The organism is Halalkalibacter hemicellulosilyticusJCM 9152 (assembly GCF_000513115.1).
In the GTDB taxonomy this organism is placed as follows: domain Bacteria; phylum Bacillota; class Bacilli; order Bacillales; family Bacillaceae_D; genus Halalkalibacter; species Halalkalibacter hemicellulosilyticus.
In genome coordinates this window covers 156,504-176,953 of sequence record NZ_BAUU01000003.1, presented here as the reverse complement: position 1 = coordinate 176,953, position 20,450 = coordinate 156,504, and the positions used below count along the sequence as shown (strand labels likewise).

Below are 20,450 nucleotides of genomic sequence, written 5' to 3'. Positions count from 1 at the left end.
AGGTTAGAACAAAAAGGGGGACTAGGCTTTACCCCCAATCCCCAAACATAATTACTGATCTTGTTTTTGCTCTTTTAATACCACTTTTCTTGAAAGATTGACTCTACCTTGATTATCAATTTCTGTTACTTTAACCAAGATTTCATCACCGATTTTTACAACATCTTCAACTTTGTTGATTCGTTCTTCTGCAAGCTGAGATATATGAACTAGTCCATCTTTCCCTTTGAACAATTCAACAAAAGCACCGAATTTCTCAATACGTTTTACTTTTCCGAGGTACGTTTGTCCCACCTCAACTTCGCGAACGAGATCTTCAATAATTGCCTTTGCTTTTTGATTCATTTCCATATCAACAGATGCAATATACACTTTTCCATCTTGTTCAATGTCAATTTTAACTCCTGTTTCTTCAATGATTTTATTGATTACTTTTCCACTTGGACCAATAACATCACGAATTTTATCAGCGTTAATTTGCATCGTTAAGATTTTAGGAGCATATGTTGAAAGCTCTTGGCGGTACTCGCCAATTGCACTTAGCATGTTATCAAGAATAACAAGACGACCTTTTTTAGCTTGAGCTAATGCTTCTTCAAGAATTTCGCGATTAATACCAGCAATTTTAATATCCATTTGCAGAGCGGTTACACCCTCTTTTGTTCCGGCTACCTTGAAATCCATGTCACCTAAAGCATCTTCCATGCCTTGAATATCAGTCAAAACCGTTACATATTCATCCTGCTTCACAAGTCCCATTGCAATACCGGCAACAGGGGCTTTAATTGGTACACCAGCATCCATCATCGCAAGAGTGCTTGCACAAATGCTCGCTTGAGATGTTGAGCCATTTGATTCTAATACTTCAGATACAAGTCGAACTGTATACGGGAACGTATCTTCATTAGGAATAACCGGCTCCAAAGCACGTTCACCAAGGGCACCATGTCCAATTTCACGTCTACCAGGACCACGAATTGGACCTGTTTCACCAACACTAAATTGTGGGAAATTGTAATGATGCATAAAACGCTTTGACTCTTCTATACCAAGTCCATCTAAGATTTGAACATCTCCTAAAGGGCCTAATGTACAAATACTTAATGCCTGGGTTTGTCCACGTGTAAACAAGCCAGACCCATGTGTTCTTGGAAGAAGTTTCACCTGTGATGATAGCGGACGAATTTCATCCACTTGACGGCCATCTGGACGGACTTTTTCAACTGTAATTAGTCGACGTACTTCTTCCTTCACGATTTTATGTAGCGTTTCGCTCACATCGTCTAATTTAATATCTTCACGCTCAGCAAACGTTTCCTTAACACGATTACTAATAGAATCAATCGCCTCAGCTCTAGCATGTTTCTCTTGAACTTGTACAGCAGCTTTTAACTCTTCCTCTGCCAGCGACCGAACCTCTTGCTCTAATTCAGTATCAATCGTTTTTAAGGTGACTTCCATCTTCTCTTTCCCAACAGCTTCAACAATTTCCTCTTGAAATGTAATTAATTTCTTAATTTCATCATGGCCAAACATGATCGCTTCAAGCATGGTTTCTTCAGATACTTCCTTGGCTCCTGCTTCAACCATATTAATCGCATCTTTAGTTCCAGCTACAACTAAGTCAATATCGCTGTTCTCTAGTTGCTCCGTAGTTGGATTAATGATAAATTCTCCATCTAATCGACCAATCGTCACTCCGGCAATTGGTCCTTCGAATGGGATGTCTGATACAGATAGAGCTAAAGATGATCCGATCATAGCTGCCATTTCCGAGGAAGCATTCGTATCAGAGCTCATCACAATACTAATGACTTGAACTTCATTACGAAATCCATCTTGAAAAAGCGGACGTATCGGTCTATCAATTAGACGACTCGTTAGGATCGCTCGCTCACTCGGACGACCTTCACGTTTAATAAAACCACCTGGAATTTTACCAGCTGCATATAAACGTTCTTCATAATTTACCGTTAAAGGGAAGAAAGGTAAATCTTTAGGCTCCTTTGAAGCTGTCGCTGTCGATAACACCGCAGAGTCTCCATACCTTACAAGTACTGCTCCATTTGCTTGTTTGGCCAATTGTCCAGTCTCAACTGTTAAAGTCCGACCTGCCCAATCCATTGTAAATACATGATTCGTTTGTTCCATTTACGCGTACTCCTCTCGTACACCAATATCAATACATTTATTATAACCTTCCGATCATCATTTTATAAGAAGAGAAGGGTTCAATCCAATTCTATAACGTATATGTATTCATTTCGTTTCTATCCACTTTCAACATAAAAGCTGATATACTAAGAAAAAAGCGGGAACACTCCCGCTTTCTGACATAACTATCGACGTAAACCAAGCTTGTCAACTAGGTTACGATAACGTGTAACATCTTTCTTACGTAAGTAAGTTAAAAGATTACGACGTTGACCAACCATTTTTAAAAGACCACGACGTGAATGGTGATCCTTCTTATGAGTACGTAAGTGCTCATTTAATGTGTTGATTTGCTCAGTAAGGATAGCTACTTGAACTTCTGGAGAACCAGTGTCCGTATCATGCGTTTTGAACTCTGCAATCAGTTCATTCTTACGCTCTTGAGTTAATGCCATCCTATCCACCTCCTTCTCAATAATCTCCTATTTCCTAGCAACCGTCGGTGAGTCGGTATGCCAAGAAACGGATTGTACATACGTACATGTTTAGTGTAACCTTTCAACCTTTAGATTGCAAGCACAAACACCAAATTAATCTACCTTTCTACCTTTAAAACAACACAAACTTTCTTCTCTATAACGTTACCGATTTGCAAAAAACGCTTCTGCTGTTTGTTTATCTTTTGTAATTTGACTTACTAGCTCGTTAACATTAGAAAATTTTTGCTCATCTCTAATTCGTTTTAACCATCTTACCTCTACTTCTTTTCCGTATATCGATTGATCAAAATTAAATAGATGAACTTCAATAGATAGCTTTTCACGCTCAGCATGAAAAGTCGGTTTATATCCAATATTACAGACGCCTTCATGCTTTTTTTGATCGACTATGAACTCTACTGCATAAACACCCACCTTCGGAATTGTATAAGGCTCCCTTATCGCAATATTAGCAGTAGGGAACCCAATTTGACGACCTCTTTTTTCTCCATCACTGACAATTCCCTTTATCACATAAGCTCGTGATAGTAGGTGAGCAGCATGTTCAACCTCCCCATCGACAATTAACTTACGTATTCGTGTTGAACTAATTTTTTCGTTATTCTCACTAAGCTTTTCAACAGTTGTCACATTAAATTGCCTATGAGCGTGATCGATCAAAGTTTTCATGTTCCCTTTCCCCATTGCCCCGTATGTGAAATCAAAACCAGCCACCACATGAATGACTTCTAAAGATCGTAAATAATCATCAACAAACTGTTGAGGAGTAAGGCGTGAAAATGGAATCGAAAATTCTATTACATATAAATAATCGACACCTAGCTGTTGTAAATATTGAATTTTATCCGGCAACGATGTAATAACGTTCATCCGTTCGTTACCAGGTCTTAATACTTCTAAAGGATGGGGGTAAAAGGTCATAACAGATAAAGGTACATCACTCGCATCCGCCTCACGCTTTGCCTGCTCAATGACAAGCTGATGCCCTTTATGAACACCATCAAAAAAACCTAAAGCCATAACTGTACGTTGTTTATATTCATTTGCCTCAATCGGATGCTTTATAAAAATCGTTTCCATCTATTCACCTCTTCTCTTCAGTGCATAGGCTGACCACCTATCCAGAACATTTTCTCTGGCTTGTACTTACCTTCTTTATTAGGATGCTCTTTGTAAATAGCTAAGCACTCCCGCGCTTCATTATAAACGGAAAAGCGTGCCCATTTATGATCAAAAGGTAGAACAGCGCCATTTTTCACCAATGATTCCATTTCGGTATCAACAACGACCTTCGGAAAATGGTTAATGGCTGTTTCAAAAGGCTGTAAAACCGTATGAAGACTTCCTTTTTCCTTTAAAGATTCTAGTTGCTCAAACGTAAAACTGTCTTCTAATTGATAAGGACCTGCGCCGACTCGAACGAGATCAGACATATGAGCCGGATACCCTAGACGTTTTCCAATATCAACCGCTAATGTTCTCACATATGTACCTTTACTGCATAGAACATTAAACCGAAATACAACTTGATCATTTTTGAGCTCTACATCAGATGTTAGCTGTAATCGTTTAATTTGTACATGACGTTTCGGACGTTCAATCACTTTTCCTTCTCTAGCATACTCATATAATCGCTTCCCGTTCACTTTCACAGCTGAATACATCGGAGGAACTTGAACAATAGAACCAATGAATTCGTCGAGAACCCTCTCAATTTGCTCTTTTGTCCATGATTCAGTAACAGCCTGACTCTCTAATATGTCACCACTTCGATCTTCTGTCGTTGTGGAATAACCAATCGTCAGCTCACCATTGTACTCCTTCTCATACCCTGACATATATTCAACAACTTTCGTTCCCTTACCAATACAAATAGGCAATACACCATTAACATCTGGATCTAAAGTACCTGTATGCCCGACTTTTTTTTGTTTGAAAAATTCTTCTTATTTTCATGACACAATCATGTGAAGTATAGCCTCTTGGCTTATGTAATACAAGAATTCCGCTCTGTTCCATACATAACCTCCACTTAAACCTTAAAAGAGGATAGACGGAAACCTCCTCTATCCTCCTACAAATTAATTATCTTTGCGATTTACATCTTGTAAAAGCGTCTCGATGCGATTACCATATTCAATTGACTCATCAAACTCAAACAGAAGCTCTGGAGTTTTTCGTAACCGAATTCGCTTGCCAATCTCAGTACGGATGAAGCCCTTCGCTTTCGATAATCCTTGTATCGTTGCCTCTTTTTCTTCATCATTACCAAGTGCTGTAATAAACACTTTCGCTTGTTGCAAATCACCCGTTACATCTACTCCCGTAACCGTAACAAACTTCACACGAGGATCCTTTACTTCTCGCATAATAATGTCGCTTAATTCTTTTTTAATTTGTTCACCGACACGATGCGATCGAACATTACCCATGTTTTTTCACTCCTATAAGCCTACAACCATTCAAAGGTCATCACAGTTCGTTCAATAGCAGGTATAGAATCAAGTAGCGCCAATGCCCGTTGCAGTTCTCGTTCACATACTTTTTTATTCATAGACACCGTCACAATCCCAAGTTCAGCGCGTTGCCAAACATCGTGATGACCTACCTCTGCTACTGACAGGTTGTATTTTTGCTTTAATTTTGATTGCACACTTTTAATGACAGAACGCTTTTCTTTTAACGATTGCACATCATATATAAGGAGCTCTAAGCGTACTGAGCCGATAACCATTATCTTTCGATTTCTTGCATGACGTACGCTTCGATGACATCACCTTCTTTAATGTCATTAAAGTTCTCAAGTGTAATCCCACACTCATACCCAGCAGAAACTTCCTTAGCATCATCTTTGAAACGCTTTAGAGCATTGATCTGGCCTTCATAAATGACAATGCCATCACGAATAAGACGAACGGTTGAATCTCTAGTTACTTTTCCATCAGTGACATAGGAACCGGCAATCGTTCCAACTTTAGAAACTTTAAATGTCGTACGAACTTCAACCTGACCAATGACTTTTTCTTCATACTCAGGATCAAGAAGACCTTTCATAGCTGCTTCGATTTCATCAATTGCATTATAAATAACACGGTGTAGGCGCACATCTACTTTTTCTGAGTCTGCTGTGCGTTTTGCATTTACATCTGGTCTAACATTAAAGCCAATCACTATTGCATTAGATGCAGAGGCTAACATTACATCGTATTCATTAATCGCTCCAACACCCGTATGAATAATTTTTACTTTCACGCCGTCCACTTCAATTTTCTCAAGTGAACCTCTCATCGCTTCAACAGAACCTTGTACGTCAGCTTTGATGATAATATTGATTTCCTTTACCTCACCTTGCTGAATTTGATCAAATAAATCATCCAGGCTCACTTTTGAACTAGAAGCAAGATTTGCTTCCCGCTGACGGCTCATACGTACTTCACCGATTTGACGCGCTTTTCTTTCATCTTCAAATGCCTGGAATTGGTCTCCAGCCAGTGGCACTTCATTTAAACCGGTAATTTCAACCGGTGTAGAAGGTCCAACTTGCTTCACACGACGCCCGAGATCATTTACCATAGCTCGAACACGACCAAAAGCTGATCCAACCACAATTGGGTCTCCTACTTTTAATGTCCCTGCTTGGACGAGTAAAGTGGCAACTGCTCCACGTCCTTTATCTAGTTCAGCCTCAATGACTGTTCCGCGTCCCAGCTTATTAGGGTTTGCTTTAAGTTCCTCGACCTCAGAGACGAGCAAAATCATCTCTAGTAGCTCATCAATACCTGTCCCTTCTAAGGCTGAAACATTTACAAAGATGGTGTCTCCCCCCCATGCTTCAGGTACAAGTTCATACTCTGTCAGCTCTTGCATGACACGATCAGGATTAGCTGACTCTTTATCGATCTTATTCACTGCTACAATAATCGGAACTCCCGCTGCTTTCGCATGGCTAATCGCTTCTTTCGTTTGTGGCATGACACCATCATCTGCAGCAACAACTAGAATCGTGATGTCTGTTACTTGAGCTCCACGCGCTCGCATAGTTGTAAAGGCAGCATGTCCAGGAGTATCAAGAAATGTTACTTTCTTCCCGTTTGATTCAACTTGGTACGCACCAATATGTTGAGTGATTCCACCGGCTTCTCCTTCAGTTACTTTTGTATGACGAATAGAGTCTAATAATGTTGTCTTACCATGGTCAACGTGCCCCATAATGGTCACAACAGGCGGTCTCTCTTCTAAGTCTTCCTCTTTATCTTCATCGATAATACTTTCGAAGTCAGTTTCATCGATGACAATTTCTTCCTCTACCTCAACCCCATAATCACCAGCAATTAATTCAATCGTATCTTTATCTAGATCTTGATTAATCGTCGCCATTACACCTAAGAACATTAACTTCTTAATAATTTCAGATGGCTCTTTGTGTATTTTTGCAGCTAATTCTCCTACAGTTAATGATTCTTGATAAGTAATTTTCTCTGGGAGAGGTTTCGGTGCTTTCGACTGTTGATTTTGTTTTGCTTGTTGTTGATGGCCTTTGTTTTGATGACCTTTTTGTGGTTTCTTTTTATTATTCATGTTTCCTTTTTTCTGCTGCTGATTTTGACTATTTTTTTGGTTTGCAGCACGACTAGGATTATGTTGTATCTTCTCGTTTGTGTCTTCCTTTTTTGTTGACTCATTACTCTCACTTTTCCCTTCGAGAGACTCTAACATTTTTGAGTCAAGAACAGACATATGATTTGACACTTCAAACCCTTTTTCTTTTAACTTTGTAATCACTTCTTTACTTGCTACATTCTTCTCTTTAGCATATTCATATATTCGCATTTTCTTCATGTACTTCCCTCCAACATCATTCATCTATTTGAGCGATCAATTTCTTCGCAAAACCACCATCCATTACAGCGACAACAACTCTTTCTGGCTTTCCAATAGACTGTCCAAGCTCAACTCGATTTGATACGAGTCGGATGGGGATATTATAATATTCACATTTATTCATGATTCGTTTTTTAGTCTGATCTGAACCATCTTGTGCAACTAATACTAGCTTCGCAGACGACCTTCTCACCTCAGTAAGAACAAGTTCTTCACCGGTTACAAGTTTTCGGGCTCTTGCAGCTAAGCCTAAAAGCGAAAGCCATTTAGCCATTATTTCCTTCCTTTCTTACTCGCAAGCTGAAGTTGATCATAGACATCAGAATCAACATGAACTTGTAGGTGCCTTGATAAGACATCTTTCTTCTTAGCTAGTTCAAAACATTCATCACTATTTGTAATGTACGCACCACGACCATTTTTTTTGCCTGAAGGGTCAACGGAGACTTCTCCTTCTGGTGAACGAACAATTCGAATCAGTTCTTGTTTCGGTTTCATTTCATTTGTTACAATGCATTTCCGAAGAGGAATTTTACGTTTCTTCATCTTCCACCATCTCCTCTATTAAAAGGGTTGGTCTGTACTATATACGTCTTCATCATTTTCGACAGTGACAAAGCCTTCTTCATCAAACAAACCTAGCTCCTTTGCATCAGATTCACTTTTAATATCTACTTTCCAACCAGTAAGCTTTGCTGCTAAGCGAGCATTTTGCCCTCGCTTCCCAATCGCTAATGAAAGCTGATAATCAGGAACAATCACCTGTGTCATTTTCTCTTCTTCATTTACTTTTACCTTTAAAACCTTTGACGGACTTAGTGCATTCGCAACATATTCAACCGGATCTTCAGACCAACGAACAATATCAATCTTCTCACCTTTTAATTCATTAACGATCGTTTGAACACGTTGTCCCCTTGGCCCTACGCATGAGCTACTGGGTCCACCTCTGGATTATCAGCGTGTACTGCAATCTTTGACCGGTCACCCGCTTCACGGGAAACCGATTTAATTTCAACTGTTCCATCATAGATTTCTGGAACTTCTAGTTCAAATAATCGCTTTAATAGTCCGGGGTGTGTACGCGATATGAGAATTTGCGGTCCCTTTGTTGTCTTCTCGACCTTCGTAATATAAGCTTTTATGCGATCATTATGACGATACGACTCATTTGGCATCTGTTCATTTAAAGGAAGGAGTGCTTCGACTTTTCCTAAATCGACATAAATAAAGCGGTGATCTTGTCTTTGAACGATCCCCGTCATAATGTCCTCTTCACGATCGATGAAATCAGCATATATAATTCCTCTTTCAGCTTCTCGAACACGTTGTGTAACAACTTGCTTAGCCGTTTGCGCCGCAATTCGACCGAAATCCTTTGGCGTTACTTCAATCTCTACAACATCATCAACTTCATAGTTCGGATTTACCTTTTGCGCCTCATCTAAAGAGATTTCTAGCCTTGCATCAAATACTTCTTCCACGACGGTTTTGCGCGCAAAAACACGAATGCTACCATTTTCTCGATTAACATCGACACGTACATTTTGTACCTGATTAAAGTTTCGTTTATACCCTGAAATAAGAGCAGCCTCAATCGCTTCAATGATGACATCCTTTTTAATACCTTTTTCTTTTTCTAACGTAGCTAGTGCATCCATAAATTCGCTATTCATGGAGTTTATTTCCCCCTTCCAAAATTAAGAGCTTAAAATACAATCGCCAATCTTGCATTGGCTACTTTATCAATCGGAATTTCAATAGCGCTAGTTCGTGTTTTAACCTTCATTTCAAGCTCTAGTGTGCTATTATCAAATGAAGTTAAAAGGCCTTCGAATTCTTTAGCACCTTTAATAGGTTCGTATGTCTTCACATAAATATTCTTTCCAATTGCCTTCGTAAAATCCTTTTCCTTTTTTAGAGGACGTTCTGCTCCCGGTGAAGAGACTTCTAGGAAGTAAGCTTGTTCAATTGGATCAAGCTTATCTAGCTTTTCACTTAAATGTTCACTCACTCTACTACAGTCTTCTAAATCAACTCCACTGTCAGAATCAATGAACACACGTAAAAACCAGTTGGGTCCTTCTTTTTTAAATTCAACATCAACTAATTCCAATTGTAAGCTTTCAAGAATTGGTGATACCAATTCTGCAGCCATTTCAGTTGTCTTTTTACTCATTAGTACCTCCTTGCTAAACAGCAACCAAAGGTTCACTCTTCGCTTTTCATAAGTGAATTCACAAAACCTCATTACATTTAGCAATTTATCATGTTCAATTTCATCCCATGGAACAAAGGAAAGAGTGGGTTTCCCCCACTCTTTCTCGTGAATGTATTCTAAGTATTACCATAAATACAATACCATACTCTATACGTCAATGCAATCCTTTAACAAACGTATCGTTAGAAGGTTTACTTAGAACAATGACAATTGATTAGAATCTGGCATATCACCCAAGCAGCCGTGTTCATCCAGATGTTCTAATACGGTCTTTGTTAACTTTGCACGCTGCTGTAAATCTTCCTTGGATAGGAATTCTCCAGCTTCTCGTGCTTTTTCAATATTTAAGGCGGCATTTGTCCCTACGCCTGTCATCGCATTAAAAGGAGGTAATAAGGTCGTTCCTTCTACTTGGAACTCCGTTGCACTAGAACGATAGAGATCAACCTTTTGGAATGAGAATCCTCGCTCGCACATCTCAAGAGCTAACTCAAGAACGGTTAGTACAGCTTTTTCTTTTGGTGCAGCGTCTAATCCTTTTAAGTTAATTTCTTCAATCTTTGCTTTTATTGCACTTGACCCTTTAATCATCGTATCTAAATCAAAATCATCCGCTCTTACAGTGAAATAAGATGCATAATAAAGAATCGGATGATGTACTTTGAAATAAGCTATTCTTACTGCCATTAATACATAAGCAGCAGCGTGTGCCTTTGGGAACATGTATTTAATCTTTTGGCACGAACCGATATACCAATCTGGTACATCATGCTTTTTCATTTCTTCAATCCACTCAGGTTGAAGGCCTTTCCCTTTACGGACAAATTCCATAATTTTAAACGCCAGGGATGGTTCTAATCCTTTGTATATTAAATAAACCATAATATCATCCCGACAACCAATTACGTCTTTCAACTCACAAATACCTTCATAAATTAATTCATTCGCATTGTTTAACCACACATCTGTTCCATGTGAGAGTCCAGAAATTTGGACTAATTCTGAGAATGTGCTTGGTTTTGTTTCTTCGAGCATTTGTCGAACAAAGCGCGTTCCAAACTCTGGTATTCCTAGAGTACCCGTTTTACACATAATTTGATCTTCCGTAACACCTAGTACATCGGGACCACTAAAGATCTTCATCACCTCAGGATCATCGGTAGGAATGGTTTTTGGATCAATTCCACTTAAATCTTGCAGCATTCGAATAACAGTCGGGTCATCATGTCCTAGTATATCAAGCTTCAAAAGGTTATCGTGAATCGAGTGAAAATCAAAATGTGTCGTTTTCCATTCTGCATTTTTATCATCTGCCGGAAATTGAATCGGGCAAAAATCATGAATATCCATATAATCTGGTACAACAATAATACCACCTGGATGTTGCCCTGTTGTCCTCTTCACACCCGTACAACCAGAGACAAGACGATCAATTTCTGCTCCACGCATCATTAAATTATAGTCACTTTGATAACCTTTCACATAACCATATGCTGTCTTCTCAGCAACGGTTCCAATTGTCCCGGCACGGTATACGTATTCCTCACCGAATAATTCCTTTGTATAATGGTGAGCTCTCGGTTGATAGGCACCCGAAAAGTTCAAATCAATATCCGGGACTTTGTCACCTTTAAATCCTAAGAACGTTTCAAATGGGATATCTTGTCCATCTTTTATATAAGCCGTTCCACATTCAGGACAATCTTTATCTGGTAAATCAAATCCTGAACCAACTGAGCCATCATCAAAGAAATGTGAGTGGTGACACTTAGGACAGACATAATGTGGTGGTAATGGATTCACTTCTGTTATTTCTGTCATTGTTGCAACAAATGATGAACCAACTGAGCCTCGGGAACCAACTAAATAGCCATCATTTAACGATTTTTTAACTAATTTTTGTGAGATTAAATAAATGACCGCAAACCCATGACCAATAATACTTTTCAATTCTTTTTCAAGCCGGGCTTCTACAATTTCAGGCAATGTGTCACCATATATACGTCGAGCACGATTGTAACTCATATCACGCATTTCCTGATCAGCGCCCTCAATTTTTGGAGTATAAAGGTCATCAGGAATTGGATGAATTTCCTCGATCATGTTTGCAATATGTTGGGATGCCTCTATGACCGCTTTTTTGGCCCCATCTTCTCCAAGAAATCGAAACTCCTCTAGCATCTCATTGGTCGTTTTAAAGTGGACTTTAGGCAACTGTTGTTTGTTTAATGGATTAGCACCACCTTGAGAGGCAATCAAGATTTTCCTATGAATATAATCTTGATCTTCAAGGTAGTGAACATTTCCAGTTGCAACAACAGGCTTATTTAGTTTCTCACCAACTTCACAATGTTCGCCACAATTTCTTGCAAAGCAGAATCATTTTTGACTAGCTCCTTCTCAATTAAATGTGCATAATTGCTTAATGGCTGAATTTCTAAATAATCATAGAAAGCGGCAATTTCTTCTACCTCTTGCGGTGATTTTTGCATCATTCCTTCAAAAACTTCACCTTTATCACACGCGGATCCGATAAGCAAGCCAGATCGCAGCTTATTTAACTGTGACCTAGGAATTCTTGGCGTCCGAAAAAAGTAATCGACATGTGACATTGATACAAGTTTATATAAATTTTTAAGTCCTTCTTGAGTTTGTGCAAGGATTATACAATGAAAAGGTCTTTGACGATGAACATTTCCTTGCCCCATATGATCGTTTAACTGGTGATGAGAATGAATCTGACGCTCATTTGCGTCTTTTACCATCTTCCATAATAAATACCCTGTCGCCTCAGCATCATAAATCGCACGGTGATGACTAACTAATTCAATATCAAATTTCTTACATAGCGTATTCAACCGATGATTTTTTAATTCTGGGTACAAAAATCGACCTAATTCTAACGTATCAATGACAGGGTTGGGTACTTCTCCTAACCCCATTTTCCGATAGCCAACATTAAGAAAGCCCATATCGAAACTGGCATTATGTGCGACTAAAATCGCATCTCCCACAAATACTTTAAATTTTTCAAGTACTTCTTCTATTTCTGGTTGCCCTTTTACCATATCATCAGTAATCCCTGTTAGATCAATAATCGTATTCGACAATGGTTCATGGGGGTCGGCAAATGACTCAAACCGATCAATAATTTCTCCATCTTTTATCTTAACAGCAGCTAGTTCAATGATTGTGTTATAAACAGCCGATAAGCCTGTTGTCTCAACATCAAATACGACATATTCATCTTCCATCAGAGTTCGCTCTGCTTCGTTATAAGCAATCGGTACCCCATCATCAACTAAATTGGCTTCAATCCCAAACAACACTTTAACCCCATGCTTCTTTCCTGCTGAATAAGCTTCTGGAAAAGCTTGTACAACCCCATGATCAGTGATAGCAATCGCTTGATGCCCCCATTTAGCTGCCTGTTCAACATAACGGCCTGCCGAGGTGATCCCATCCATTTGACTCATAGTAGTATGCAGGTGAAGCTCTACACGCTTCTCTTCTGCTTTCGCTGTGTCATGCTTCTCTTCAGGAACAATTTGATTAACATCATTTCCAATCATAACTAAATCACGTACAAATGTATCATTCTGGACGCCACCTCTTACCTTTACCCACATTCCTTTTTTTATCGCCTGTAATAAAGGAACATCCTCCTTATCTCGAGAAAACATTTTCACTAAGATTGAATCAGAGTAATCGGTGATTTTAAATGTTAACAACGTTCTACCGCTTCGTAGTTCCCTCGTCTCAGCATCGAATACATAGCCTTGAACAGTTATTCGTCGTTCTTCATCCCGAATGGTCTCTAACAAAACAGGTTCATCTTTAATTGAATAACCAATCATGAGATTTTTATCGCTAACCTTCTTCTCTACTTGTTCTTCTTGTTTTTTCTTTTCCAAAATAGCCTCAACCACTTTAGAGTGATCTTCTTTTTTGCGATTTTCGACAAATTGCTCATACTCCTGCTTCGATTCTTGAACATTTGTCTCAAGCTGGACAATTGGCAAACTTAACCGTTTCAAGACATCTTGTAATGGTTCCGTTACTTTGCGCTTAAGCGCAACGGCTTCTGTTTCATTTCTAACCGTAATCATAAGACGACGTCCATCATAACGTGGAACTTGTTTAGCTAATAAGTGTCTAATCCCCTCTGAGATCGATTGTATCTTTGTCACAATGAACGGCCAATATTCTATCCACTCATCTTCAGACATTTCCTTTTGCACGTACACAAACGTAAAATCTACAGATGCAATATGCTCAAATGCTTGTGTTAATTGAACAGAAAATAGCTCATACACAGAAGAAGGTACGATCGTTTTCAACTCAATATGAAAATGCCATCTACGATTCTTTTTATCTATTTGAAGTTTACGAATAAGCCCATTCTCGAAGTGCTGTTGAATCACCTGCTCAGGAAGTTGGATTTGTTGTAATAATAATAATAACCTTTCTTTACGAACCTGCTCCTCAGGCATCATGAACCCTCCCCACTTTCAACATACGTTCATTTTCATATAAAAACCTTACTATAAGACTACTTTATAGGAGGCCACAAAATAAGGACAAATCAAATTTCTCCATACCTTTGATTGGACTAGCAATGACTTCACTCGTTGCTCGCTTGATACGAGAATCTCGCTCGTATAAGCTTTTCAAAAAAGGCAACGGTTGCGCACATTGCTTAAAGGGCACCAAAAAAGTTAAAACCAAACTTTTTCAGTGCCCTTCTTTATAGCAGGGTCTTTGTCGACATTTCAAGCTAAAGTCTAAGGCGTTCATTTCTCCATTAATTGCTTTATTGTTGACTCTAGTTCGTCAACTTTGACCTCTAACATTTCTCCTGTCATCCTTATTTTTACTTCTACTATTTGCTCAGCAGCCCTTTTTCCAATCGCAATTCGTATTGGCAAACCAAATAAGTCAGAGTCTTTAAATTTAACCCCAGCTCGCTCAGGACGATCGTCAAATAATACATCATAGTTCATGTTTCTTAACTGGCCATATAACTGTTCTCCTAGTTCTCTTTGTGTATCATCTTTCATGTTAATCGTAATGAGATGAATATCAAATGGAGATACATTCTTTGGCCACACAATTCCATTTTCATCATGGTTTTGTTCAACAATGGCAGCAATTGTACGTGAGACTCCAATGCCGTAACAACCCATGATCATTGGTTCTGCTTTACCTTGCTCATTCAAAAAGCTTGCTCCTAGCGCTTCACTATATTTCGTTCCAAGCTTAAACACATGACCTACTTCGATTCCTCTTGCAAAACGGATCGTACCTTTCCCATCTGGTGAAGGGTCACCTTCTTGAATGAAACGGATATCCGCATACTGAAGGTCAGAAACATCTCGATCGACATTCACATTTATAAAATGATAGTCTCTATCATTCGCTCCACAAATTCCATTTACGATCGTTTGAACCGAATGATCAGCAATGATTGAAATAGAATCTTTAACTTGAAGAGGACCGATAAATCCAGGTTCACACCCTAAATATTCATTTGTTTGAGCAATTGTAGCCAATTCAATTGATTGAGCATTAGGATACAAGTGGGCTATTTTAATTTCGTTCACTTCATGATCTCCACGTACAAGTATAAGGACGGGTTCTTCATTAATCATAAACAACAATGATTTAATCGTTTGCGAAGCATCAACATTAAAAAATGCCGTAACCTCTTCAATCGTTTTAACATTAGGAGTTTCCTTCTTCTCAACATCTAATACTTGCTGTTCATTATGATTGGTTACTACAGCTTTCACTGGAGCAATTTCAATATTAGCAGCAAAATCTGATCCATCTGAATAAGCGATTGTATCTTCACCAATTTCACTTAGCACCATAAATTCATGTGTATCAGTACCACCAATAGCCCCAGAATCTGCTTCAACCGCTCTAAAATCTAGTCCACATTTTGAAAAAATACGCTTATAAGCTTCATACATTGCTTTATAGCTTTCATCCAAGCCTTCTTCACTCGTATCAAACGAATAAGCATCCTTCATTATAAATTCACGTGAACGTAAAACACCAAAGCGAGGTCGCCTTTCATCACGATATTTCGTTTGGATCTGATAAACATTTATAGGAAGTTTCTTGTATGACTTTATGTCGTCACGTACAAGAGACGTAATAACTTCTTCATGAGTAGCACCAAGAACAAAATCACGTTCATGTCGATCTTGCAGTCTCATAAGTTCAGGACCATATGCCCTTAAGCGGCTGATTCTTCCCAAAGCTCAGCTGGCTGAATAGCTGGCATTAGTACCTCTTGTGCACCAGTTGCATCCATTTCCTCACGAATAATCTCTTCTACTTTTTTTAATACCCTTTTGCCTAAAGGTAAATAAGAGTAAATTCCTGAAGCTGTTTGTCTAATAAGCCCAGCTCTTAACATCAATTGATGACTTTTAATTTCCGCATCAGCTGGGGTATCACGAAGTGTAGGTGATAAATAAGTACGTTGTCGCATCCTCCAAATTCCTTTCTATTTAGATACTTGTTCGATCCTACATAAATAACGTCGTTATATCATTCCATGTTACAACAATAACTAATAACATTAATAAGACAAAGCCAATAAAATGAACAAAGCCTTCCTTCTGTGGGTCAATTGGCTTTCCACGCAAAGCCTCTAATCCAATAAACGTCAATCGGCCACCGTCCATTGCTGGTAAAGGCAATAAATTAATAATACCTAAATTTACACTTAATGCAGCTGCCCATTGCATTAATACAAATATTCCTAATGCTGCCGCTTCACCTGTGTAATTATAAATACCTACCGGGCCTGAAACGTAGTCTAATTTAAATTCTCCAGTAAACAACATTCCTAACACTTCAAAAATCATTGAAGCAAACATGTATGTTTGAGTGAAACCAAATTGTACAGCTCCTACGATCGAGAATTCAGTCGGACCACGAATACCAACAAAGCCCTCATTTTCTCCAAACTGCCCTTCTCTAACTTCCGGAACAACAGGAATGATTAATGTTTCACCTTCACGCTCTACTTCAAAAATAAGTTCCTCATTTGGGTGTTCTTGAATGATCGACGTCATTTCTTCCCACGTTGATAATGAATGATTATTTATAGACAAGACTACATCATCTTTTTGCAACCCTGCAGCAATCGCTACCCCATCATTAGTCACATCGCCAATTCTAGCTTCATCAACAGGCATACCTTGCAATAAAGCATAAGCAATTAAAATAACAACCGCGAGAACAAAATTCATTAATGGCCCTGCAAATATAGCCATCGCTCGTTGGCCTACGGATTTAGATCCAAACTGACGATTCCACGGTGCAATTTGAGTAGCTTGTTCATCTTGAATATAATGAGCTTTCTCATCAATTTCATATTGAACAAGTTCTCCCTCTTGGTTATAAGCTTCCACAATTAACTGCTTTTCCAAATCTATCCTTTCCACTTGCACAACTTGTGCCTCAGGATGCTTTGATTTGTTATTAATGATTATTTGAGAAACTTTTCCTTTTTGATTAAATACTAAACCAATCTCGTATCCTGGTTTAATATGAATCATCTCAGGGTCTTCACCAGCCATTCGAACAAACCCACCGAGCGGCAAGAGTCTAATTGTATAAACCGTTTCGTTCTTTTTAAAAGAATAAATTTTCGGACCAAAACCGATTGCAAATTCACGGCAAAGTATTCCTGCACGTTTAGCAAAATAAAGGTGTCCCCATTCATGAATGGATACGAGAAGGCCAAAAATAACAATGACCGCTAAAATCGTTTGAATAGATTGCATCTAATGACGACCACCTTTCTTATTTAATCAATGTATCAATAAATTGACGTGTTTCTAAGTCTACTGCTACTATTTCTTCTAGTGATGGTTGTTGAATCGCTTCATGTTCAGTCATAGCTTGTTCTATTACTGACTCAATTCCAAGAAACGACAAACGGTTTTGAAGAAAGTAAGAAACCGCTACTTCATTTGCCGCATTTAACACCGTCGGCATCGTCCCACCAATTCGCCCTGCTTCATATGCGAATTCTACACAACGATAGCGTTCGACATCCATAGCTTGAAAATGTAATTGTCCGATTTCTGATAGTCTTAACCGTTCATTAGTGAAATTTTGAAATCTATTTGGATAAGTCAGAGCATACTGAATCGGTACTTTCATATCAGGCGTTCCTAATTGCGCAATGACGCTTCCATCAATGTATTCAACCATTGAATGAATAATACTTTCTTTATGTAATAATACGTCAATCTTTTCGTATGGTATATCAAATAACCAATGTGCCTCTATAATCTCTAACCCTTTGTTCATCATCGTGGCAGAGTCAATTGTAATCTTAGCTCCCATTGACCAATTAGGATGCTGCAAAGCCTCTTGAACGGTTACGTCTTTTAAATCAGAACGAGAACGGTCTCTAAAGCTTCCACCTGAAGCGGTTAATATTAACTTATCAATTTCGCTTTTTTGTTCACCTTGTAAAGCTTGAAAAATAGCTGAATGCTCACTATCAACTGGCAGTAAAGGAACATTAGCACGTTTTGCTTCATTCGTCACAATATGACCTGCTGTCACAAGAGTTTCTTTATTCGCAATCGCTATCGTTTTCCCTTCACGAATAGCCGCTAACGTAGGAGCTAATCCTACACTACCGATGACCGCATTTACAACTATGCTCACTTTCGAAATAGTTGCAACTTCACTTAGTCCTTCGTTCCCCCAAACGATTTTTGTATCACTTGGAACTTGATGAACTAACTTGTCATATTCAGTCTTTGACATAACCGAAACAACTGACGGCTTAAATTCATGTATTTGTTCAATTGCTAGATCAATATTACGTCCAACTGACATAGCCTCAAGTGAGAATTGTTTAGGAAACTGTCTAATTACATCAAGAGTTTGTGTCCCTATCGAACCTGTCGCACCTAATAAGCTAATATGCTTCAATCTTTTCACCTACATTATTTCAAAGATTCTTCTTACTAAACAAACGATATGATTTTAAATTAGCTGAAGCAAATGTAAAATCGGCATCACATAAATCAAACTATCAAATCGATCTAATATCCCACCGTGACCAGGTAATACATTCCCGGAATCCTTTACAGCATAGTGGCGCTTTAAAGCTGATTCTACTAGATCTCCTAATTGACCGAGTACTGATGCAACAATAATCACAACCAAAGCGAGATAAAAACTAGAAAATAGTGGATATATAAGATGGAAAGTAGAACCGATTAATACCGCACCAATAATTCCACCAATCGACCCTTCGATTGTTTTCTTCGGACTAATATCTGGCCATAATTTATGCTTGCCTAGTGAGCGACCAACAAAATAAGCTGAAGAGTCGGTTGTCCATATAATGAGCAATACAAAGAAAACAAGCATCATACCTACATCGGGTATTTCCCTTGTTACAATTAAGTAGTGAAACCCAAAGCCAACATAGACCGATGACACGATGACAAAGCCAACTTCATCAAATGTAAACGTATTTTTTGTAAGAACCGTAAACATTAGTAAAGCCAAAATCACAAAGATAAACACTTCTACTTTCGTAAATGAAAATGGAATAACTTGATCATACCATACTGTTGGTACAAGTAATAGCCACATTGATAGCAAGCTTATAATTCCCATTAACGAAATTGGTCTGATCTTTTTCATCTTTAAAAGCTCAATCATAGCAATCGATGCGACAATCGTTATAAAAAGTGAAAACAACCAACCACCGATAATGACAAAGCTAACAAATAATGCTCCACCAATGACTCCTGTAATAATTCGCTGCTTCAAAACCTCGCCCCTCTCTATACACCGCCGTATCTTCTCGCACGTTTTTGATAGACGAAGATCGCTTCAACCAAATGCTGCTCACTAAAATCCGGCCACAGTACTTCCGTAAACCAAAACTCACTATAAGCAACCTGCCAAAGCATAAAATTACTTAATCGAATTTCACCACTCGTACGAATGAGTAAATCTGGATCACGTAATTCAGCTGTCATTAAATGCTCAGATAATAAATTCTCATTCACTTCGTCTGACTTAATATTTCCTTGCTCTACTTGTTCACTAATTTTTTTTACCGCAACTGCTATTTCATATCGACTTCCGTAATTAAAAGCAAAGTTTAATATGAGTCCGGTATTACCAGAAGTTTGATCAACGGCCTTGTTAACAGCGTTTTTTGTTTGTTCTGGTAATGCATCAATACTTCCCATTAAACGCACTTTCACATTTTCTTTCATTAATTGTGGCAACTCAGTCGCTAAGAAACGTTCGGGAAGCTTCATTAAGAAATCAACTTCTGTTTTTGGACGCTTCCAATTTTCCGTTGAGAATGCGTAGAGTGTTAAGACTTCAACACCTAACTCATTTGCCTTTCGTACAACTTTATTAATGACCTTCATGCCTTCACGATGCCCAGCAATTCTCGGTAAGCCTCTATTTTTTGCCCAACGACCGTTTCCATCCATTATGATAGCAATGTGTTTCGGTATATTCGTTGATAAATGCATTTCCTCTTCATCATTCGAACGTTTCGTTCTCCAATTTGTTAATTTATCAAGCATGTTAAGCGCCCTCCATCTACTTACAGCAGGTTCAACATCTTACATAACTGTACACTTACTCGTTATATGGTATGGTACAGAATGAAAGTG

13 protein-coding genes and 4 pseudogenes are annotated in these 20,450 nt (G+C 38.6%); all 17 read right to left on the bottom strand.

Features of this window, described 5'->3' with window-relative positions; all coding sequences use genetic code 11:
- Positions 1–51 precede the first annotated feature (51 nt).
- Positions 52–2,151 carry a polyribonucleotide nucleotidyltransferase gene (gene pnp / locus JCM9152_RS02940; protein WP_035340674.1) on the bottom strand — a complete coding sequence of 700 codons (2,100 nt, stop codon included), beginning with the start codon at positions 2,149–2,151 and terminating at the stop codon, positions 52–54.
- Between the two features lie 188 nt (positions 2,152–2,339).
- Entirely contained in the window at positions 2,340–2,609 is a 270-nt protein-coding gene (gene rpsO, locus JCM9152_RS02935; protein ID WP_035340672.1) for a 30S ribosomal protein S15, read from the bottom strand.
- Between the two features lie 186 nt (positions 2,610–2,795).
- Entirely contained in the window at positions 2,796–3,734 is a 939-nt protein-coding gene (ribF, locus tag JCM9152_RS02930) for a riboflavin biosynthesis protein RibF (RefSeq protein ID WP_035340665.1), read from the bottom strand.
- 17 nt (positions 3,735–3,751) lie between these two features.
- Positions 3,752–4,673: pseudogene (gene truB, locus JCM9152_RS02925) on the bottom strand (tRNA pseudouridine(55) synthase TruB).
- A 62-nt stretch (positions 4,674–4,735) separates the two neighbouring features.
- A complete protein-coding gene (gene rbfA / locus JCM9152_RS02920; RefSeq protein ID WP_035340663.1) occupies positions 4,736–5,086 on the bottom strand; it encodes a 30S ribosome-binding factor RbfA in 351 nt (116 codons plus the stop codon).
- Positions 5,087–5,106: 20 nt separating this feature from the next.
- Positions 5,107–5,388, bottom strand: a complete 282-nt coding sequence (locus JCM9152_RS02915) for a DUF503 domain-containing protein (protein ID WP_035340661.1) — start codon at positions 5,386–5,388, stop codon at positions 5,107–5,109.
- Positions 5,388–7,493: a translation initiation factor IF-2 gene (gene infB / locus JCM9152_RS02910; protein ID WP_035340659.1), complete on the bottom strand. Its 2,106-nt coding sequence runs from the start codon at positions 7,491–7,493 to the stop codon at positions 5,388–5,390. Before infB ends, JCM9152_RS02915 begins: the two co-directional genes overlap by 1 nt.
- A gap of 16 nt (positions 7,494–7,509) precedes the next feature.
- Positions 7,510–7,809, bottom strand: a complete 300-nt coding sequence (locus JCM9152_RS02905; RefSeq protein ID WP_035340657.1) for a YlxQ family RNA-binding protein — start codon at positions 7,807–7,809, stop codon at positions 7,510–7,512.
- On the bottom strand, positions 7,809–8,081 hold the full coding sequence (gene rnpM, locus JCM9152_RS02900) for an RNase P modulator RnpM (protein ID WP_035340655.1): 273 nt from the start codon (positions 8,079–8,081) through the stop codon (positions 7,809–7,811). The genes JCM9152_RS02905 and rnpM overlap by 1 nt, the downstream gene beginning before the upstream one ends.
- An 18-nt stretch (positions 8,082–8,099) precedes the next feature.
- Positions 8,100–9,211, bottom strand: a pseudogene (nusA, locus tag JCM9152_RS02895) (transcription termination factor NusA).
- Positions 9,212–9,243: 32 nt separating this feature from the next.
- On the bottom strand, positions 9,244–9,714 hold the full coding sequence (rimP, locus tag JCM9152_RS02890) for a ribosome maturation factor RimP (RefSeq protein ID WP_035340653.1): 471 nt from the start codon (positions 9,712–9,714) through the stop codon (positions 9,244–9,246).
- A gap of 237 nt (positions 9,715–9,951) precedes the next feature.
- Positions 9,952–14,249, bottom strand: a pseudogene (locus JCM9152_RS02885) (PolC-type DNA polymerase III).
- Between the two features lie 300 nt (positions 14,250–14,549).
- Positions 14,550–16,258: pseudogene (locus JCM9152_RS02880) on the bottom strand (proline--tRNA ligase).
- A gap of 37 nt (positions 16,259–16,295) precedes the next feature.
- A complete protein-coding gene (gene rseP, locus JCM9152_RS02875; protein ID WP_035340750.1) occupies positions 16,296–17,552 on the bottom strand; it encodes an RIP metalloprotease RseP in 1,257 nt (418 codons plus the stop codon).
- A 28-nt stretch (positions 17,553–17,580) separates the two neighbouring features.
- Entirely contained in the window at positions 17,581–18,729 is a 1,149-nt protein-coding gene (locus JCM9152_RS02870) for a 1-deoxy-D-xylulose-5-phosphate reductoisomerase (protein ID WP_035340650.1), read from the bottom strand.
- A 54-nt stretch (positions 18,730–18,783) separates the two neighbouring features.
- On the bottom strand, positions 18,784–19,581 hold the full coding sequence (locus JCM9152_RS02865) for a phosphatidate cytidylyltransferase (protein ID WP_035340648.1): 798 nt from the start codon (positions 19,579–19,581) through the stop codon (positions 18,784–18,786).
- 14 nt (positions 19,582–19,595) lie between these two features.
- Positions 19,596–20,360 carry an undecaprenyl pyrophosphate synthase gene (gene uppS, locus JCM9152_RS02860; protein ID WP_035340646.1) on the bottom strand — a complete coding sequence of 255 codons (765 nt, stop codon included), beginning with the start codon at positions 20,358–20,360 and terminating at the stop codon, positions 19,596–19,598.
- Positions 20,361–20,450: the final 90 nt, after the last annotated feature.

What these genes read in the sequence shown, in the direction of transcription:
- pnp (WP_035340674.1), bottom strand. Translation starts at nt 2,151, where the DNA reads ATGGAACAAACGAATCATGTATTTACAATGGATTGGGCAGGTCGGACT.
- rpsO (WP_035340672.1), bottom strand. Translation starts at nt 2,609, where the DNA reads ATGGCATTAACTCAAGAGCGTAAGAATGAACTGATTGCAGAGTTCAAA.
- ribF (WP_035340665.1), bottom strand. Translation starts at nt 3,734, where the DNA reads ATGGAAACGATTTTTATAAAGCATCCGATTGAGGCAAATGAATATAAA.
- rbfA (WP_035340663.1), bottom strand. Translation starts at nt 5,086, where the DNA reads ATGGGTAATGTTCGATCGCATCGTGTCGGTGAACAAATTAAAAAAGAA.
- JCM9152_RS02915 (WP_035340661.1), bottom strand. Translation starts at nt 5,388, where the DNA reads ATGGTTATCGGCTCAGTACGCTTAGAGCTCCTTATATATGATGTGCAA.
- infB (WP_035340659.1), bottom strand. Translation starts at nt 7,493, where the DNA reads ATGAAGAAAATGCGAATATATGAATATGCTAAAGAGAAGAATGTAGCA.
- JCM9152_RS02905 (WP_035340657.1), bottom strand. Translation starts at nt 7,809, where the DNA reads ATGGCTAAATGGCTTTCGCTTTTAGGCTTAGCTGCAAGAGCCCGAAAA.
- rnpM (WP_035340655.1), bottom strand. Translation starts at nt 8,081, where the DNA reads ATGAAGAAACGTAAAATTCCTCTTCGGAAATGCATTGTAACAAATGAA.
- rimP (WP_035340653.1), bottom strand. Translation starts at nt 9,714, where the DNA reads ATGAGTAAAAAGACAACTGAAATGGCTGCAGAATTGGTATCACCAATT.
- uppS (WP_035340646.1), bottom strand. Translation starts at nt 20,360, where the DNA reads ATGCTTGATAAATTAACAAATTGGAGAACGAAACGTTCGAATGATGAA.